17 protein-coding genes are annotated in these 17,556 nt (G+C 71.5%); 8 read left to right on the forward strand and 9 right to left on the reverse strand.

The features are described from left to right. Positions 1-2 precede the first annotated feature (2 nt). Entirely contained in the window at positions 3-389 is a 387-nt protein-coding gene (locus ABZT12_RS16610) for a luciferase family protein (RefSeq protein ID WP_356383935.1), read from the reverse strand. A 257-nt stretch (positions 390-646) separates the two neighbouring features. Between ABZT12_RS16610 and ABZT12_RS16615 the strand changes: the two genes are divergently transcribed. Next, positions 647-2,152, forward strand: coding sequence for an AlkA N-terminal domain-containing protein (locus ABZT12_RS16615; RefSeq protein ID WP_356384127.1), 1,506 nt, complete (start codon positions 647-649; stop codon positions 2,150-2,152). Continuing rightward, positions 2,128-2,616, forward strand: a complete 489-nt coding sequence (locus ABZT12_RS16620) for a methylated-DNA--[protein]-cysteine S-methyltransferase (protein WP_356383938.1) — start codon at positions 2,128-2,130, stop codon at positions 2,614-2,616. Before ABZT12_RS16615 ends, ABZT12_RS16620 begins: the two co-directional genes overlap by 25 nt. A gap of 34 nt (positions 2,617-2,650) precedes the next feature. Here ABZT12_RS16620 and ABZT12_RS16625 read toward each other — a convergent pair whose 3' ends face one another. Further along, positions 2,651-3,145 (reverse strand): NUDIX hydrolase, encoded by a 495-nt coding sequence (locus ABZT12_RS16625; RefSeq protein WP_356383941.1) that lies wholly within the window; start codon positions 3,143-3,145, stop codon positions 2,651-2,653. Positions 3,146-3,427: 282 nt separating this feature from the next. Here ABZT12_RS16625 and ABZT12_RS16630 point away from each other — a divergent pair, with 282 nt between their 5' ends. Next, positions 3,428-4,546, forward strand: coding sequence for a glycerate kinase (locus ABZT12_RS16630; RefSeq protein WP_356383944.1), 1,119 nt, complete (start codon positions 3,428-3,430; stop codon positions 4,544-4,546). A gap of 130 nt (positions 4,547-4,676) precedes the next feature. On the opposite strand, the gene ABZT12_RS16635 is transcribed toward ABZT12_RS16630, so the two are convergent. Continuing rightward, positions 4,677-5,942 carry a helix-turn-helix domain-containing protein gene (locus tag ABZT12_RS16635; protein WP_356383947.1) on the reverse strand — a complete coding sequence of 422 codons (1,266 nt, stop codon included), beginning with the start codon at positions 5,940-5,942 and terminating at the stop codon, positions 4,677-4,679. Between the two features lie 176 nt (positions 5,943-6,118). Here ABZT12_RS16635 and ABZT12_RS16640 point away from each other — a divergent pair, with 176 nt between their 5' ends. From ABZT12_RS16640 to ABZT12_RS16660, 5 genes are all read left to right on the forward strand, one after another. Then, positions 6,119-6,925, forward strand: coding sequence for an ABC transporter ATP-binding protein (locus ABZT12_RS16640; RefSeq protein WP_356383950.1), 807 nt, complete (start codon positions 6,119-6,121; stop codon positions 6,923-6,925). A gap of 5 nt (positions 6,926-6,930) precedes the next feature. After that, on the forward strand, positions 6,931-7,695 hold the full coding sequence (locus ABZT12_RS16645) for an ABC transporter ATP-binding protein (RefSeq protein WP_356383952.1): 765 nt from the start codon (positions 6,931-6,933) through the stop codon (positions 7,693-7,695). Beyond that, the gene (locus tag ABZT12_RS16650) at positions 7,692-8,582 is read left to right on the forward strand and encodes a branched-chain amino acid ABC transporter permease (protein WP_356383955.1); all 891 of its coding nucleotides are present in this window, start codon (positions 7,692-7,694) and stop codon (positions 8,580-8,582) included. Before ABZT12_RS16645 ends, ABZT12_RS16650 begins: the two co-directional genes overlap by 4 nt. A 76-nt stretch (positions 8,583-8,658) precedes the next feature. Continuing rightward, positions 8,659-9,807 (forward strand): branched-chain amino acid ABC transporter permease, encoded by a 1,149-nt coding sequence (locus ABZT12_RS16655; RefSeq protein WP_356384130.1) that lies wholly within the window; start codon positions 8,659-8,661, stop codon positions 9,805-9,807. Next, positions 9,804-11,084 carry an ABC transporter substrate-binding protein gene (locus ABZT12_RS16660; RefSeq protein ID WP_356383958.1) on the forward strand — a complete coding sequence of 427 codons (1,281 nt, stop codon included), beginning with the start codon at positions 9,804-9,806 and terminating at the stop codon, positions 11,082-11,084. Before ABZT12_RS16655 ends, ABZT12_RS16660 begins: the two co-directional genes overlap by 4 nt. A 72-nt stretch (positions 11,085-11,156) precedes the next feature. Here the strand turns inward: ABZT12_RS16660 and pssA are convergent, their stop codons facing one another. The 6 genes from pssA to ABZT12_RS16690 all read right to left on the reverse strand — a co-directional run bounded on the left by pssA (position 11,157) and on the right by ABZT12_RS16690 (position 17,548). Next, a complete protein-coding gene (pssA, locus tag ABZT12_RS16665) occupies positions 11,157-11,978 on the reverse strand; it encodes a CDP-diacylglycerol--serine O-phosphatidyltransferase (RefSeq protein ID WP_356384133.1) in 822 nt (273 codons plus the stop codon). A gap of 22 nt (positions 11,979-12,000) precedes the next feature. Beyond that, positions 12,001-12,657, reverse strand: a complete 657-nt coding sequence (locus ABZT12_RS16670) for a phosphatidylserine decarboxylase (RefSeq protein ID WP_356383961.1) — start codon at positions 12,655-12,657, stop codon at positions 12,001-12,003. A gap of 169 nt (positions 12,658-12,826) precedes the next feature. Next, positions 12,827-14,032 carry an acyl-CoA dehydrogenase family protein gene (locus ABZT12_RS16675; protein ID WP_356383964.1) on the reverse strand — a complete coding sequence of 402 codons (1,206 nt, stop codon included), beginning with the start codon at positions 14,030-14,032 and terminating at the stop codon, positions 12,827-12,829. Positions 14,033-14,034: 2 nt separating this feature from the next. Further along, positions 14,035-14,547, reverse strand: coding sequence for a MaoC family dehydratase (locus ABZT12_RS16680; protein WP_356383967.1), 513 nt, complete (start codon positions 14,545-14,547; stop codon positions 14,035-14,037). A gap of 5 nt (positions 14,548-14,552) precedes the next feature. Continuing rightward, positions 14,553-15,524, reverse strand: a complete 972-nt coding sequence (locus tag ABZT12_RS16685; protein ID WP_356383970.1) for a CoA ester lyase — start codon at positions 15,522-15,524, stop codon at positions 14,553-14,555. Continuing rightward, entirely contained in the window at positions 15,521-17,548 is a 2,028-nt protein-coding gene (locus ABZT12_RS16690) for a protein meaA (protein WP_356383973.1), read from the reverse strand. The genes ABZT12_RS16685 and ABZT12_RS16690 overlap by 4 nt, the downstream gene beginning before the upstream one ends. Positions 17,549-17,556: the final 8 nt, after the last annotated feature.

Below are 17,556 nucleotides of genomic sequence, written 5' to 3' on the forward strand. Positions count from 1 at the left end.
TTTCAGGCGCAGTCGCGCGGCACCAGTACCACCCGGTTGTAGTTGCAGGTGGTGATGGCCGGGCCCTCGGGCGGGGGTCCGGTCTGGTGCGCCTGGAGGGCCACACTGACCAGGCTCATCAGCAGGTCCACGTCGGTGTCGCAGTCGAGGTGCACGGTCACCCAGCGGGAACCGGGGATCAACCGGAGCGCCGTCGACTCCCGGAGATCGTCCTGGATCCGCTGGATGGTCCGCAGGGTGAGATGCAGATCCACATCGCGGTCGGAGTGGAAGTGCGCGATCTCACTGTGGACGGAGCGCAGCGCCCGTCCCCTGCCGCAACTGGCCAGGCTCGTCAACAGGTCGGGCCATACTTCCAGTTGCCGCATGGCTCGCTCGGCCAAAGTCATGTCTCCATCGTGGACCGCTCACCGCCCCGCAACCAGGGGTTGATCGAGTTGTAACCGTGCCGTGAGGTGAATCGGCGCCCCGGGAGCGGGATTTCGGCCGCCGGTGTCCCGCCGTCGGAAACCCGCCGCCGGTCCGCCGGGCGGAGGGCGAGTGGCCGCGCGGTGATCCCGCCCACGCCAGGCCACGCGAGGCTGATGTCGGATTCCCGCCAGCCACGGGCCGGCGGGTGCCCGATGCTGGAGACATGCAGAACGGGATGCACACCGACACCGAGCGCTGTGTACGCGCCGTCCGCTCCAAGGACGCGCGGTTCGACGGCTGGTTCTTCACCGCCGTCCTGACCACCCGCATCTACTGCCGGCCCAGCTGCCCGGTCGTGCCGCCCAAGGCGGAGAACATGACGTTCTACCCGAGCGCCGCCGCCTGCCAGCAGGCCGGCTTCCGGGCCTGCAAGCGGTGCCGCCCCGACACCAGCCCCGGCTCCCCGGAGTGGAACCAGCGCGCCGACCTGGTGGCGCGCGCGATGCGCCTGATCGGTGACGGCACGGTCGACCGCGAGGGAGTCACCGGCCTGGCCGCCCGCCTCGGCTACAGCACCCGCCAGATCGAACGCCAGCTCCTGGCCGAACTGGGCGCGGGCCCGCTCGCCCTGGCCCGCGCCCAACGCGCCCAGACCGCACGGCTGTTGATCGAGACGACCGCGCTGCCCATGACGGAGCTCGCCTTCGCCGCCGGCTTCTCCTCGATCCGCGCCTTCAACGACACCGTGCGCGAGGTCTTCGCCCTGTCCCCGAGCGAACTCCGCGACCGCGGACCGAGGACGGCCGCGCTCACCCCCGGCACCCTCACGCTCCGTCTCCCCTTCCGCGCGCCCCTCAACCCCGACAACCTCTTCGGCCACCTGGCCGCGACCGCGGTACCCGGCGTCGAGGAGTGGCGGGACGGCGCGTACCGCAGGACCCTGCGGCTGCCTTATGGCCACGGCATCGTGGCGCTCACCCCCCGGCCCGACCACATCGCGTGCCGCCTCACCCTCAGCGACCTGCGCGATCTGACCGTCGCCGGCAGCCGCTGCCGCCGCCTGCTCGACCTGGACGCCGACCCGGTCGCGGTCGACGAACAGCTGCGCGCCGACCCGGAGTTGGCGCCCCTGGTGGACAAGGCGCCGGGCCGCCGCGTCCCGGGCACGGTCGACGCGGCGGAGTTCGCGGTACGGGCGGTGCTGGGCCAGCAGGTCTCCACGGCGGCGGCCCGCACCCACGCGGCCCGCCTGGTCACCGCGCACGGCGACCCGGTCGACGACCCCGAGGGCGGCCTCACCCACCTCTTCCCGTCCCCCGGGGCGCTCGCGGCGGTCGATCCCGGCTCCCTCGCGATGCCCCGCACCCGCCGCGCGACCTTCACCACGCTCGTCTCCCAACTCGCCAACGGCATACTCCACTTGGGAGTGGACAGCGACTGGGCCCGGACCCGCTCGCGGCTCCTGGCGCTCCCCGGCTTCGGCCCCTGGACGGTCGACGTCATCGCGATGCGCGCCCTGGGCGACCCCGACGCCTTCCTCCCCACCGACCTCGGCGTCCGCCGCGCCGCACGGGAGTTGGGCCTGCCGTCGACCCCGTCCGCCCTCACCGCCCGCGCGGCGGCCTGGCGTCCCTGGCGGGCGTACGCGGTCCAGTACCTGTGGGCGACCGACAACCACCCCATCAACTACCTCCCCGCACAAGGAGATCCGGCACCATGCGGACCAGGACCCACACCCTGACGGACAGCCCGTACGGCCTCCTGACCCTCGTCGCCGACGAAGGCGTCCTGTGCGGCCTCTACATGACCGACCAGCGTCACCGGCCGCCCGAGGAGAGCTTCGGCGACCGGGACCACACCCCGTTCCCCGAAGTCGTCGAACAGCTACAGGCATACTTCGACGGGGAGTTGAAGGAGTTCACCTTCGAAGTGCGGCTGCACGGCACCCCGTTCCAGCGCACGGTCTGGGACCAGCTCCGCCGCATCCCCTACGGCGAGACCCGCTCCTACGGCGCTCTCGCCGACGCCCTCGGCAGCCCGGGGGCCTCCCGCGCGGTCGGCCTCGCCAACGGCCGGAACCCGATCGGCATCGTCGTCCCCTGCCACCGCGTCGTCGGGGCGGGCGGCAGCCTCACCGGTTACGGCGGCGGCCTGGAACGCAAACAGCGCCTGCTCGACTTCGAGAGCGGAGCGGCGCTGTTCTAGGTGTACCGCCCTGTGAGGCCGGGGACGCGACTGGTCAGCCGACCCGGTGGCCGTTCTCCAGCTCCGCCGTGCCGGAGTCCGTGTCGAGGACTTCGAGGGCGGCCAGCACGCGGCGGCCCAGGGCGCCCGGCAGGTGGGCGGTGAGATCGTCGCGCCGGACGAGTTTCCAGGAGAGCAGCTCCTCCTCCTGGAGGCGGATCGAGGCGAGGGTGTCGGCGTCGAGGACCCCGCCGTCGTAGAGGTAGGCCACCAGCGGCGGGCGGGCCGTGCCGGGGACCCAGTCGACGGCGAGGAGGCGGCCCGGTTCGAGGTCGAGGCCGATCTCCTCCGCCGTCTCGCGGCGGGCGCCCTGGCGCGGGGTCTCGCCCTCGTCCGACTCGATGGTGCCGCCCGGAAGCGCCCACCCCTCACGGTAGTTGGGCTCGACGAGCAGGATCCGTCCCTCGCCGTCGCGGAAGAGGGCGGCGGCGCCGGCGATGATGCGGGGGAGGCCCGCGATGTAGGTGGCGAAGTCCGCAGTGGTGGTCATCGGGGAAGCCTAACCAGTGGCTCGTTCCCCAGGTCGGGGTGCAAGCCCGCGTCCAGCCCCGCGTCCGGCGTGGGGCCGGTCCGGCCGCGGAGTCCCGGGGGACAGGGGCGTGGTGGCGGTGCGGGGTGGTCGCGGTTCGTCCCGGCGTTCGGTCGGCGCATGACGGCGGGGGCGTCCTCCGGTTAAGGTCGCAGCGGCGTGACCGGCCCTGATGCGCGAGGGCCCGGAGAGCAAGGGGAGTGGCAAGTGACGGACGCTGCACGGAACGGGCGCGGAACGCGCGTGCTCATCGCCGCGGACAAGTTCAAGGGGTCGCTGACGGCCGTAGAGGTCGCGGAGCGGGTGACGGCGGGCCTGCGCCGGAGCGTGCCCGATCTCGACGTGCGGGCGCTGCCCGTGGCCGACGGCGGCGACGGGACCGTGGACGCGGCCGTGGCCGCCGGGTTCGAGCGCCGGGAACTGGCGGTCGCCGGCCCCCTCGGGCACGAGGTCACCGCCGCCTTCGCGCTGCGCGGCGACACCGCGGTCGTGGAGATGGCGGAGGCGAGCGGGCTGGGACGGCTCCCCAAGGGCGTCTTCGCCCCGCTCACCGCGTCCACGTACGGCTCCGGCGAGCTGCTCCGGGCCGCGCTGGACGCGGGGGCCCGCACCATCGTGTTCGGGGTCGGCGGCAGCGCCACCACGGACGGCGGCGCCGGCATGCTCTCCGCGCTCGGCGCCCGGTTCCTGGACGCGGAGGGCGAACCGGTGCCCCCGGGCGGCGGCGGACTCGCCGAACTGGCGTCGGCCGACCTCTCCGGACTCGACGAGCGGCTGGCCTCCGTGGAACTGGTGCTCGCCGGCGACGTGGACAACCCGCTGACCGGCCCCAAGGGCGCCCCGGCGGTCTACGGCCCGCAGAAGGGCGCCTCCCCGGACGACGTCGAGACCCTGGACGCGGCGCTGGCCCACTATGTGAAGGTTCTGGAGGTGTCGCTCGGCGCCCGGGCCGCCGCGTGCGCGGCCGCGCCGGGGGCGGGCGCCGCGGGTGGCCTCGGCTACGGCGCGCTGCTCCTCGGCGCCGGCTTCCGTCCCGGTATCGAGGTCATGCTCGACGTGCTCGGGTTCGCGCCCGCGCTGGAGTGGGCCTCGCTGGTGATCACCGGCGAGGGGTCGCTCGACGAGCAGACCCTGCACGGCAAGGCCCCGGCGGGTGTCGCCGCGGCGGCCCGCGCGGAGGGCAAGGAGGTCGTCGCGGTCTGCGGCCGTCTCGCGCTGCTGCCCGAGGCGATCGGCCGGGCCGGCATCCGCCGGGTGTACCCCCTCACCGCCATCGAGCCGGACCTCGCCAAGTGCCTCGCGGAGGCGGGACCCCTACTGGAACAGGCCGCCGAACAGATCGCCCGCGACTTCCTGATCTGACCGGCCTCATCTGACCGGACCTGAGGGACCGGACCGGACCGGACCGAACTGGACCTGACCTGACCTGACCTGAACTGACCTGGACTGACCCGGTCCGGCCAGGTCAGGTCAGCTCCGGTCAGGTCCGTTCCTACCCGGTCCGCTCCGGTCTGCCGGGCCCGTCCCGCTCCGGGCCGCTCGGGTCCGGCCGTCCCGCCGGGGACCTCCGCGCTCCCGGCAGCCGGTACGCGTCCAGCGCCAGCGTCAGCTCGATCAGGTCCCGCGGCCTGGCCAGCGACCGGGAGGTGAGCTGCTCCAGCCGCCGCAGCCGGTTGAAGACCGTGTTGCGATGGCAGTACAGCCGTCCGGCGGCCCGCCCCGCCGAACCCTCGCAGGCCAGCCACGCCTCCAGGGTTTCGAGGAGCACCGCCCGGTCGCCCGGCTCCAGTTCCAGCAGCGCGCCGAACACGTCCGCCACCAGACGGCCGGCGAGCTCCGGCTGGCTCACCACGAGCGCGGTCGGCATCCGCTGGTCCAGGCGTACGACCGCGGGCGCGTCCGGCGGGCAGGTGCGCAGCGCCAGTTCGGCGAGGCGCCGGGCCCGTCCCAGTTCGGCGAGGCCGGGGACCACCGGGCTGATGCCGCCCGGACCCGCGCACCGCCCTTCGAGCAGCCGCGCTACGCCGTCCAGGTTCTGCCCGGGCGTGAGCGCCACCACGCCCACCTCGCCGTCGGCCCGCATCCGCCAGATGAACCGGAACCCGGCCCCCCGCACCGGCCGTTCGGCAGGCTCGCGCCGCTCGGCCCGCAGCACCACCACGGCGTACGGCCCGTGCTCCGGCAGGTCGAGACCGGCGGCGGCCCGCGCCGCGAGCCCCGGGGTGGTCCGGCCCTCCAGAAGCGCGTCGAGGAGGGCCTGCAACTGCTCGTCCGTACGCCGGCGCAGTTCCGCCTCCGTCGCCCGGTAGGCCTCCGACGCCGACTGGGCCTGCGCGTCCACCGCCGACCACACCATCGTCGTCGAGCGCATCAGCGCCGAGAGCCGCGCGGGCTCCTGGCCGGCCGCCCCGTCCACCAGCGCGTCCCACAGCAGGTAGCCGGCGTTGCGGTAGGCGTGCACGACGAGGTCCAGCGGCAGCCCCTGCCGGGCCCGCCGCCTGCCCGTGTCCTCGGCGTGCGCCAGGTCGCGGCGCGGCGAGTCCCGGGGCGCGGAGAGCGTCTCGATGCCGATCCGCATCGCCTCCTGGGCCTCCCGCCACTGCTGGTCGTGCGGGAGCACCTGCCCGTAGACGGGGGAGTACTCGGTGAGCTGCCGCAGATGCTCGTCGACCAGGTGCGGCAGCCGTTCCAGCAGAGCCGTGCAGGACTCCGCGAGCAGCTTCCAGTCATGACCGGTCCGCGGCCTTCGCGTTCCCATGGCCGGAGGATGCCACCGCGGGGCGGTCCCGCACAGGCCCCTGACACGCGGTGTTGTGCGCGTGCACAGTGCCCGGCCCGCCCCGCTGGGCACCCGCAGCGATTCCGCCGCGGGCCGTGGACGGGCGCCCGCGCCGGTGCTGGGGTGAGCGCCACACCGACAACAGGGGGTAGTCAATGGGCGGATCCGGACTGGTCGTTCGCGACCTGTCGGTCGGATACGGACCCGTACGGGCGCTGAGCGGCGTGTCCCTTGAGGTCCCCGAGGGAACGGTGGTGACGGTGCTCGGCAACAACGGCGCGGGCAAGTCCACCCTGCTCAGGGCCGTCAGCCGGACCCTGTCCTTCCACGGCGGCGCGGTCACCGGGGGCCGCGTCAGCCTGGACGGCCGCCGCCTGGACGGCCTCGCGCCCGACCGGGTGGTCGCCGCCGGAGTCAGCCAAGTACCCGAAGGGAGGCGGGTGTTCGCGCGGATGACGGTCGCCGACAACCTCCGCGCCGGCGCCCTGGGCTCCCCCCGGTCCGGCCGGGCCGCCGCCCGGGACCGGGTGCACGAACTGTTCCCCGTGCTCGCCGAACGCGCCACCCAGCGCGCCGGCCTCCTCTCCGGCGGAGAACAGCAGATGCTCGCCGTCGGCCGCGCGCTGATGGCGGCCCCGAGGGTGCTGCTCCTCGACGAACCCTCCCTCGGCCTGGCACCGCTGATGGCCGGGCGGATCGCCGACACCGTGCGGGAGATCAGCGCGCAGGGCACCTCGGTCCTGCTCGTCGAGCAGAACGCCGCGCTCGCCCTGCGGCTCGCCACCCGTGCCTACGTCCTCGAGGTCGGCGAGGTCACGCTCTCCGGTCCGGCCGCCGACCTCGCCGCCTCCGACGAGGTGCGCCGCCGCTATCTGGGCGTGGCCGACGAGGACGCGATCGCGGACGCGGACGCCGAACCGGCGGCCGGCGCACGGCGGACACTGGCCCGGTGGCGGGGGTGAACCCGGTGGACAGCCTCGAAGTGCGCAACCTGACGGTCCGCTTCGCCGGCCTCACCGCCCTGGACGACGTCGGCTTCACCGTCCGCCCCGGTACCGTGCACGCCCTCATCGGACCCAACGGCGCGGGCAAGTCCACCTGTTTCAACGTCCTGTCCGGGGTCTGCCGGGCCGCCGCGGGCAGCGTCCGGTTCGGCGCCCACGAACTGACGGGTCTGCCCGCGCACCGTATCGCCGGTCTCGGCGTCGCGCGCATCTTCCAGAACCTCGCGCTGCCGCCCCGCGCCCCGGTCGAGGACTGTCTGCTGCTCGGCCGGCACCGGCTGACCCGAACGGGCTTTCTGGCGGCGGGACTTGGTCTGCCGTCGGCGGCCCGCGAGGAACGGCTGCACCGCGAACGGGTGCGGGAGATCGCGGAGTTCGTCGGCATCGCCGACTGTCTCGGCCGCCCGGCGGACTCGCTCCCGTACGGACAGCGCAAGTTCGCCGAACTCGCCCGCGCGCTCTGCATGGAGCCGCGCCTGCTGCTCCTGGACGAGCCGGTCGCGGGCATGACCGCCGACGAACGGCGCCGGACCGCGGCCGTGATCGCGGGCGTCCGGGACGGTCTCGGCATCTCGATCCTCCTGGTGGAACACGACATGGGGGTGGTGATGCGGCTCGCGGACGCGGTGACCGTACTGGACTTCGGGCGCCGGATCGCGGACGGCGCCCCCGCCGACGTACAGAACGACCCGGCCGTCGTACGCGCCTACCTGGGAGCCGGCTCATGAGCGCCTTCGTCGAAGTCCTCCTCAACGGCGTCTCGTTGGGGTCCGTCTACGCACTCGTCGCCCTCGGCTTCGTGGTCATCTACCGGGCCACCGAGGTCGTCAACTTCGCCCACGCCTCACTGCTGCTCGCGGGCGGCTACCTCACCGCGGTCCTCCACGACCACGTGGGTTTCTGGCCCGCGCTGCTCGGCGGGATCGCGGGCGCCGCACTGGTCGGTGCCGCCGTGGAGTTCCTGGTGATACGGCGCTGCCGGGGGGCCGACCAGAGCGTCCTGGCCATCGTCACCATCGGCGTCGACATCCTGCTCACCACCGAACTGACCCGCCGTATCGGCACCGACGTCCTCACCCTGGGCGACCCGTGGGGCGACGCCGTCCTCAAGGCCGGGCCGGTGTCGCTGGCCCACACCCGGATCGCCGCGTTCGGGGCCGCCGCGCTCCTCATCACGGTCTTCCTGCTCGTCTTCCGGTACACGTCCTGGGGCGTGGCGATGCGCGCGACCGCCGAGAGCGCGGAGACCGCCGCGCTGATGGGCGTACGGCTGGGGCGGGTCGCGCTCGGGGCCTGGGCGGTGGCGGGCGGTCTCGCCGCCGTGGCCGCGCTGTTCCTCAGCGTCTTCCCCACCCCGGGCCTGGAGCAGGCCACCTCGCTGGCCGCGCTCAAGGCGTTCCCGGCGGCGATCCTCGGCGGCCTCGACTCCACGACGGGGGCGCTGGTGGGCGGTCTGCTGGTCGGCGTCACGGAGTCGATGGCGACCGGCTACCAGAGCGATCTGGCGTTCCTGGGGCGCGGTCTCGGTGACGTCGCCCCGTATCTGGTGATGGTCGCGGTCCTGCTCATCCGGCCCGCGGGCCTGTTCGGCACGAAGGAGCTGACGCGTGTCTGAGAAACCGGCCACGCCGAGGGAGCCGGTGCCGCCGACGGAGGCACCAGAACCCGAAGTGGCCAGTACCAGGCTTGAGTTGGGGCTCCCCGAGCCGACCGTGCTAAGCGAGCCTGCCGTGCGGAGCGGGAACGGCGAGGCGGCGACCCCGCGTTCCCGTCGGCGCTCCGTCCCGCCGCTCTCACTCCGCCTCTGCGCCGGGACCGCCGGAGCGGTGCTTCTGCTCGCCCTCCCGTTCTACCTCGAACGCTTCTGGCTGGAGGCCGGGCTCTTCGCGATGGCCGCGGCGATCGGCGCGATCGGCATCAACCTGCTCACGGGCGCGACCGGTCAACTCTCCATGGGCCACGCCTTCTTCCTCGCCGTCGGCGCCTACGCCTACTGCGTGTTCGCCGCGGACGGCGGCGACGGGCTGACCGGCCTGCACCTGCCGACCTGGCTCGCGGCATGCTGCGCGGTGCTCGTCGCGGGCGTCGCGGGCGGGCTGTTCAGCCCCATCTCCGGCCGGCTCAGCGGCGCCTACCTGGGCATCGCCACCCTCGCCCTCGTCTTCATCGGCCAGCACCTGATGTTCAACGCGCACGGCCTGACCGGTGGCGCCAACGGCCGTGACGTACCGCCCCTGAGCCTGTTCGGCCTCACCTTCGACGACCGTGAACTCGTCGTCGCCGACGTGCCGTTCGGCTCCACCGAGAAGCTCTGGTACGCGGGACTCGCCGTACTGCTGATGGCCGCCCTCTTCGCCCGCGGGGTGCTGCGCGGCCGTCCCGGCCGGGCGATGAACGCCATCCGCGACCACCGCGTCGCCGCCGGCGTACTCGGCGTACCCGTCGCCCGCCACCGCGCCGCCGTCTTCGTGCTGTCCTCGATGTACGCCGGTCTCGCGGGCGTGCTGCTCGCGCTGGTCTTCCAGCGGACGGTGCCGGACTACTTCGGCATCACGCTCTCCCTGGAGTACCTCGCCATGATCGTCATCGGCGGACTCGGCTCGGTCTCCGGCGCGGTGGCCGGCGCCGTCTTCGTCTCCCTGCTGCCCCAGCTGCTCACCCGCTACAGCGACGCGCTGCCCCTGGTCTCCGACCCCGGCACGGGCGGCCTCGCACCGGAGGAGGCAGCTCGCTACCTCTACGGCGCCGCCGTCGTACTGGTGGTGCTGTTCCTGCCCGGCGGCCTGGTCGGCGTGGCCGCCCGGCACCGCGTCGAAACCGATCCAGGGGAGAAACCATGACCACGGCGTCCACGAAGATCACGCGGTACGGGACCAGGACCGCCGCGGGTGCCCTCGCGGCACTGCTCGTGCTGTCCGGGTGCAGCTCCAAGGCCAAGGACGACAGCGGCACCAGAACGGCCGCGGACGGGGTGAAGACCGGCCGGGGCATCTCGGGGAGAACGATCACCCTGGGCGCGCTGACCGACGTGACCGGCGTCTACGCGACCCTCGGCAAGAGCGTCACCCAGGCCCAGCGGCTGTACGTGAAGCAGCTCAACGCCGCGGGCGGCGTCTGCGGCTACAAGGTGGCGCTCACCGTCCGCGACCATGGCTACGACCCGCAGAAGGCCGTCTCCGGCTACACCGAGCTGGAGCCGGAGGTGCTGGGCTTCGTCCAGTTCATCGGCTCGCCGTTCGTCGCCGCCGTCAAGAAACGCATCGACGGCCAGGACAAGGACCTCGTCCTGCCGCAGGCCTGGTCATCGACGCTCCTGGGCAGCCCGTACATACGAGTCATCGGATCCACCTACGACATTGAGACGATCAACGCGGTCGACTTCCTGATCAAGAAGAAGGGGCTGAAGAAGGGCGACCGGATCGGGCACGTCTACTTCGAGGGGGACTACGGCGAGAGCGCCCTCGCCGGCTCCCGGTACCTCGCGCGGAAGGCCGGGCTGGCCGTCGTCGAGCAGAAGATCAAGCCGACCGACAACGACATGACCGCCCAGGTCGCCGCCCTCAAACGGGCCGGCGTCAAGGCGATCGTCGTCAGCGCCGGCCCGCGCCAGGCGGCCTCGCTCGTCGGCGTCGCGGCGGCGAGCGGCTTCGACGTCCCGGTCATCGGCAACAACTCCGCCTTCGCCCCCCAGCTGCTGGCCACCGAGGCGGGCCCGGCCCTGACGAAGAACTACTACGTCGCCTCGCCCTCGCTCCCGATCGGCGCCGACACCCCGCAGGCGAAGAAGCTCGTCGCCGACTACCGGGCGGCCTACCCCAAGGACACCCTCGACAACGGCATCGTGGCCGGCTGGACCGCCGCGTCGGCCTTCGGTGACGCCCTGAAGAAGGCGTGCACGGCCAAGGACCTCACCCGGGAAGGCGTCGACAAGGCGCTGCTGACGATCAACACCTTCGACATCGGCTTCGGCACCGCCCAGAACTTCACGGACGCCGCCGCCCCCTCCTCCCGGGAGAGCGTGATCCTCCAGCCCGACAAGGGCGTGCCCGGCGGCATGAAGGTCGTACAGGAGGCGGGTGCCTCCGAGGCGGCCCGGACGTACACCTCGAAGCCCTGAGACGGCCGAAGGGGCCCGAACCGATCCGCGGATCGGTTCGGGCCCCTTCGGCAGCGGTACGGCGGCGAGCGCCTACGGCAGCTGCGCCGCCCGCGCCTCACGCCGGTTGCCGCGGAAGTTGTGCACCCGGCGGGCCGTCGCGAAGAGCGGGATCACCGCGCCCATCACCAGCTGGAGCGCACAGCCCGTCTGGAGCAGCAGCTGACCGCCCGGGGCGTCGAAGGCCCACGCGGCGAGCAGCCCCATCGACAGGACGATCCACGCCAGCATCGCCACCGCGAGCCGGCCGCGCGGCTTGGGGTACTCGACCCGGCTCACCATCAGCCAGGCGGTGCCCAGGATCGCCAGCAGCGTCGCCACGAAGGGCAGCTCCAGCAGGACGATCGAGACCACGGTCAGCGCGCCGAACGGGGAGGGCATGCCCTGGAACATGCCGTTCGGCGGGGTCACGCACGAGAACCTCGCGAGACGCAGAACCACCGCGAGCAGCACCACGATCGCACCGACCGCGGCCACTCTCTGGTGCGCGTCGTCGGCGACCATGCCGTAGACGAGCACGAAGTACGCCGGCGCGAGACCGAAGCTGATCAGGTCCGACAGGTTGTCCAGCTCGGCGCCCATGGGGGAGGAGCGCAGCTTGCGGGCGACCAGGCCGTCGAACAGGTCGAAGACGGCCGCGCACAGCATCAGGATGACCGCCGTGGCGGCGCTGTGCCGGGCCATGCCGGCCGACTCGTCGTTGCCCGTCAGATGCGGGATGAGGATGCCCGTGGTGGTGAAGTACACCGCCATGAACCCACAGGTGGCGTTCCCGAGGGTGAGGGTGTCCGCTATCGACAGGCGCAGAGAGAGGGGCATCTCCTCCTCGTCGTCCAGCTCGGCGGCCTCGGGCACCCAGCCCGCCTGGGTCTCCGGATCAATCACGGTCAATGCGAGTCACCCCAGCCACGGTCTTCTGGCCGACCTCGACCGCCACCTCCACGCCTTCCGGGAGGTAGACGTCGACACGCGAGCCGAACCGGATCAGACCGATGCGGTCGCCCTGCTCGACCTTCGTGCCCTGCGGAACGTAGGGCACGATGCGGCGGGCCACCGCGCCGGCGATCTGGATCATCTCGATGTCGCCGAGTTCGGTGTCGAAATGCCAGACTACGCGCTCGTTGTTCTCGCTCTCCTTGTTGAACGCCGGAACGAACCCGCCGGGGATGTGCTCGACGGACGTCACCATGCCGGAGAGGGGCGCGCGGTTGACGTGGACGTTGAGCGGGCTCATGAAGATCGCGACGCGGGTACGTCCGTCCTTCCACGGCATGATGCTCTGCACCACGCCGTCGGCGGGCGAGATGACCCGGCCCTGGGTGATCTCTCGCTCGGGGTCGCGGAAGAACCACAGCATGCCCGCCGCGAGAGCGGTGGCGGGGACGGCCACGGCCCTGGCGACGCCGGAGCGGCGCGCGCGGACCAGGCTGAGAGCTGCGGTGGCGACGGTCGGCAGGAGCCACGGCGATGCTCCGCGCGCGAGGCGTACGCCCGCCAGGCTGTCGCGTGGTGCAGAGGTTTGGCTGTGGGGCATGGATGACCTTCGTAGCGGATGATGCCGCGCTGGAACGGGGGACGGCGGCTGTCCCGGGATCGTACCGGTCGCGGGACACAACTGGGTAAGCCAGAAAGCCGAGTCGGCGGCCGAAGGGCGTTATCGGGGTGTGATCTTCTTCTCGAGGAAAGCACCCCGAAACGGACAATCAGCCCTGCAGTCGATACTCTTCGAGCAGCCTCCGCCCGATGATCATCTTCTGGATCTCGGCGGTCCCTTCGCCGATCAGCAGCATCGGCGCCTCGCGGTACAGGCGCTCGATCTCGTACTCCTTGGAGAAGCCGTAGCCGCCGTGGATCCGGAAGGCGTCCTCGACGACCTCCTTGCAGTACTCCGAGGCGAGGTACTTCGCCATCCCCGCCTCCAGGTCGTTTCGCTCCCCGGAGTCCTTTTTGCGTGCGGCGTTCACCATCATCGCATGGGCGGCCTCGACCTTGGTGGCCATCTCCGCGAGCTTGAACTGGATGGCCTGGTGCTGGGCGATCGCCTTGCCGAAGGTGTGCCGCTGCTGGGCGTAGGAGACGCCCAGTTCGAAGGCACGCTGCGCGACACCGCAGCCACGGGCCGCCACATTGACGCGACCCACCTCGACGCCGTCCATCATTTGGTAAAAACCTCGGCCGGTGCTCCCGCCGAGCACCCGATCGGCCGGAACCCGCAGTCCGTCCATGATGAGTTCGGTCGTGTCGACGCCCTTGTACCCCATTTTGTCGATCTTCCCGGGGATGGTGAGGCCGGGCCGGACCTCGCCGAAACCCGGCTCCTTCTCCACCAGGAAGGTCGTCATCGACTTGTGCGGAGCGGTCCCCTCGGGGTGCCCTTCGTCACTGCGCACCAGCACGGCGACGAGCGAGGACGTACCGCCGTTCGTCAGCCACATCTTCTGGCCGGTCAGGACGTACTCGTCACCGTCCCGGACCGCCTTCGAGGTGATCGCCGAGACGTCCGAACCGAGCGCCGGCTCCGACATCGAGAACGCGCCCCGGATGTCGCCCGCCGCCATCCGCGGCAGGAAGTGCTCCCGCTGCTCCTGGGTGCCGTGCTGCTTCAGCATGTACGCCACGATGAAGTGGGTGTTGATGATGCCGGAGACCGACATCCAGCCGCGCGCGATCTCCTCCACGCACAGCGCGTACGTGAGGAGGGACTCGCCGAGGCCGCCGTACTCCTCCGGGATCATCAGGCCGAACAGGCCCAGCTCCTTGAGGCCGTCGACGATCTGCTGCGGATACTCGTCGCGGTGCTCCAGCTCGGTGGCGACCGGGATGATCTCCTTGTCCACGAAGTCGCGGACGGTGGAGAGGATCTCCCGCTGGATGTCGGTGAGACCGGCGGTCTGGGCGAGTCGCGCCATGGCTACTTCTCCTGCTGCTTCAACTGGGGGCGCCCCGGCTGCTCGCCGCCGCGCTCCTTGATGTACGTCTCGGTCGGCACCATCACCTTGCGGCGGAACACGCAGACCAGCGTGCCGTCCTGCTTGTACCCCCTGGTCTCCACGTGGACGATCCCGCGGTCGCTCTTCGACCGGGAGGGCGTCTTGTCGAGGACCGTCGTCTCGCCGTAGAGGGTGTCGCCGTGGAAGGTCGGCGCCACGTGCTTCAGCGACTCGATCTCCAGGTTGGCGATCGCCTTCCCGGACACGTCCGGCACGGACATGCCCAGCAGCAGCGAGTAGATGTAGTTGCCGACGACGACGTTCTTGCCGAAGTCGGTCGTGTTCTCGGCGTAGTTGGCGTCCAGGTGGAGCGGGTGGTGGTTCATGGTGAGCAGACAGAAGAGGTGGTCGTCGTACTCCGTGACCGTCTTGCCGGGCCAGTGCTTGTAGACCGCGCCGACCTCGAACTCCTCGTAGGTGCGTCCGAACTGCATGATGCTCAGGCCTCCGGGATCTCGAAGGCGGACGTGCGCCGCATGCCCGCGGCCCGGCCCTTGCCCGAGATGACCAGCGCCATCTTGCGGCTGGCCTCGTCGATCATCTCGTCGCCGAGCATCGCGGAGCCCTTCCTGCCGCCCGCCTCGGACGTGTAGTAGTCGTAGGCGTCGAGGATCAACTCGGCGTGGTCGTAGTCCTCCTGGGAGGGCGAGAAGATCTCGTTGGACGCCTCGACCTGACCCGGGTGCAGCACCCACTTGCCGTCGAAACCGAGCGCGGCGGCGCGCCCGGCGACCTCGCGGTAGCCGTCGACGTTGCGGATCTGGAGGTAGGGACCGTCGATCGCCTGGAGGTTGTTGGCGCGGGCGGCCATCAGGATCTTCATCAGGATGTAGTGGTAGGCGTCCGCCGGGTAGCCGGGCGGCTGCTCGCCCACGACGAGCGACTTCATGTTGATCGACGCCATGAAGTCCGCGGGGCCGAAGATGATCGTCTCGACACGGGGAGAGGCCTGAGCGATCTCGTTGACGTTGTTGAGGCCCCGCGCGTTCTCGATCTGCGCCTCGATACCGATCTTGCCGACCTCGAAGCCCATCGTCTTCTCGATCTGCGTCAGCAGCAGATCGAGGGCGACGACCTGCTGCGCGTCCTGCACCTTCGGCAGCATGATGCAGTCGAGGTTGGGGCCCGCCCCCTCGACCACGGTGACGACATCGCGGTACGTCCACTCGGTCGTCCAGTCGTTGACGCGCACGACCCGTGTCTTGCCGGTCCAGTCCCCCTCGTTGAGGAACTTGACGATGGTGTGCCGCGCGTCGGGCTTGGCGAGCGGCGCGCACGCGTCCTCCAGGTCGAGGAAGACCTGGTCGGCCGGGAGGCCCTGCGCCTTCTCCAGGAACCGGGGGTTGCTCCCGGGGACCGCGAGACAGGAGCGTCGCGGGCGAAGCCGGTTGACGGGGGCGGGCGTGCTCATGCGGGGACCTCCAGGGGGTCGAGCTTGTTCGCTTTCCGGATCTCGTCGACGATACGGCCGATGATTCCGGTGATGTCGAAGTCCTTCGGGGTGAAGACCGCGGCGACTCCGGCGGCCTTGAGCCGTTCGGCGTCGGCGTTCGGGATGATCCCGCCGGCGATCACCGGGATGTCGGCCGCGCCCGCCTCGCGCAGCCGGTCCAGCACGTCGGGCACCAACTGGGCGTGTGAGCCGGACAGGATGGACAGGCCCACCGCGTGCACGTCCTCCGCGACGGCCGCGTCCACGATCTGCTCCGGGGTCAGCCGGATGCCCTGGTAGACCACCTCGAAGCCGGCGTCACGCGCGCGTACGGCGATCTGCTCGGCGCCGTTGGAGTGTCCGTCCAGGCCCGGCTTGCCGACCAGGAAGCGCAGTTTGCCGACGCCCAGGTCGCGCGCGGTGAGGTCCACCTTGCCGCGCACCGCGGCCATCGCCGAGCCCTCCTCGGCGGGCACCGCCACCGGCGCGGAGGAGACTCCGGTCGGTGCCCGGAACTCGCCGAACACCTCGCGCAGGGCCCCGGCCCACTCACCGGTCGTGGCCCCGGCGCGGGCACACTCCAGGGTGGCCTCCATGAGGTTGCCGGTCCCCTTGGCGGCCTCCTTCAGCCGCTCCAGCGCCTTGCACGGGCGCGGGTGGTTGAACGGCGGCTGGTAGCGCGACTCCCGCCACGCGAGGAGCGATTCGACGACCCGGGCCTCCACCGCCGGGTCGACGGTCTGGACCGCGGTGTCCAGGTCGGCCGTGAGCGGGTTCGGCTCGGTCGACTCGAAGATGTTGACGCCGATGATCTTGTCCTGGCCGGACTCGATACGGCCCCGCCGCTCGGCGTGCGAGGAGACGAGCCGCGACTTGAGGTAGCCCGACTCCACCGCGGCCATCGCGCCGCCCATCTCCTCGATGCGGTCCATCTCGGCGAGGGACTCCTCGACGAGGGCCGCCACCTTGGCCTCGATGACGTGCGAGCCCTCGAAGATGTCCTCGTACTCCAGCAGGTCGCTCTCGTGCGCCAGCACCTGCTGGATGCGCAGCGACCACTGCTGGTCCCAGGGCCGGGGCAGCCCCAACGCTTCGTTCCAGGCGGGGAGTTGGACGGCACGCGCGCGTGCGTCCTTCGACAGGGTCACCGCCAGCATCTCCAGCACGATCCGCTGGACGTTGTTCTCCGGCTGGGCCTCGGTCAGCCCGAGGGAGTTGACCTGGACGCCGTAGCGGAAGCGGCGCTGCTTGGGGTCCTCGATGCCGTAGCGGTCGCGGGTGAGGTGTTCCCAGATGCGGCCGAAGGCGCGCATCTTGCACATCTCCTCGACGAACCGGACGCCCGCGTTGACGAAGAAGGACATGCGGCCGACGACGTCGCCCTTGCGTTCCTCGGGGATCTGGCCGGAGGCGAAGACCGCGTCCAGGACGGCGATCGCGGTGGACATCGCGTACGCGATCTCCTGGACCGGGGTGGCCCCCGCCTCCTGGAGGTGGTAGCTGCAGATGTTGATCGGGTTCCATTTGGGGATGTGGTTGACCGTGTAGCAGATCATGTCCGTGGTCAGCCGGAGTGAGGGCTCCGGCGGGAACACGTGCGTGCCCCGGGACAGGTACTCCTTCACGATGTCGTTCTGGGTCGTGCCCTGGAGCTGGGTGACGTCCGCGCCCTGCTCCTCGGCGACGACCTGGTAGAGCGCCAGCAGCCACATGGCGGTCGCGTTGATCGTCATGGAGGTGTTCATCTGCTCCAGGGGGATGTCCTGGAACAGCCGGCGCATGTCACCGAGGTGCGCGACCGGCACACCGACCCGGCCGACCTCGCCGCGGGCGAGGACGTGGTCGGAGTCGTAGCCGGTCTGCGTCGGCAGGTCGAACGCCACCGACAGACCGGTCTGGCCCTTGGCGAGGTTGCGCCGGTACAGCTCGTTGGACGCCTCGGCCGTGGAGTGACCGGCGTACGTGCGCATCAGCCACGGCCGGTCTTTCTGACGCTCAGTCATCTGGGAAC

The organism is Streptomyces sp. NPDC005423, assembly GCF_040606415.1.
In the GTDB taxonomy this organism is placed as follows: Bacteria; Actinomycetota; Actinomycetes; order Streptomycetales; family Streptomycetaceae; genus Streptomyces.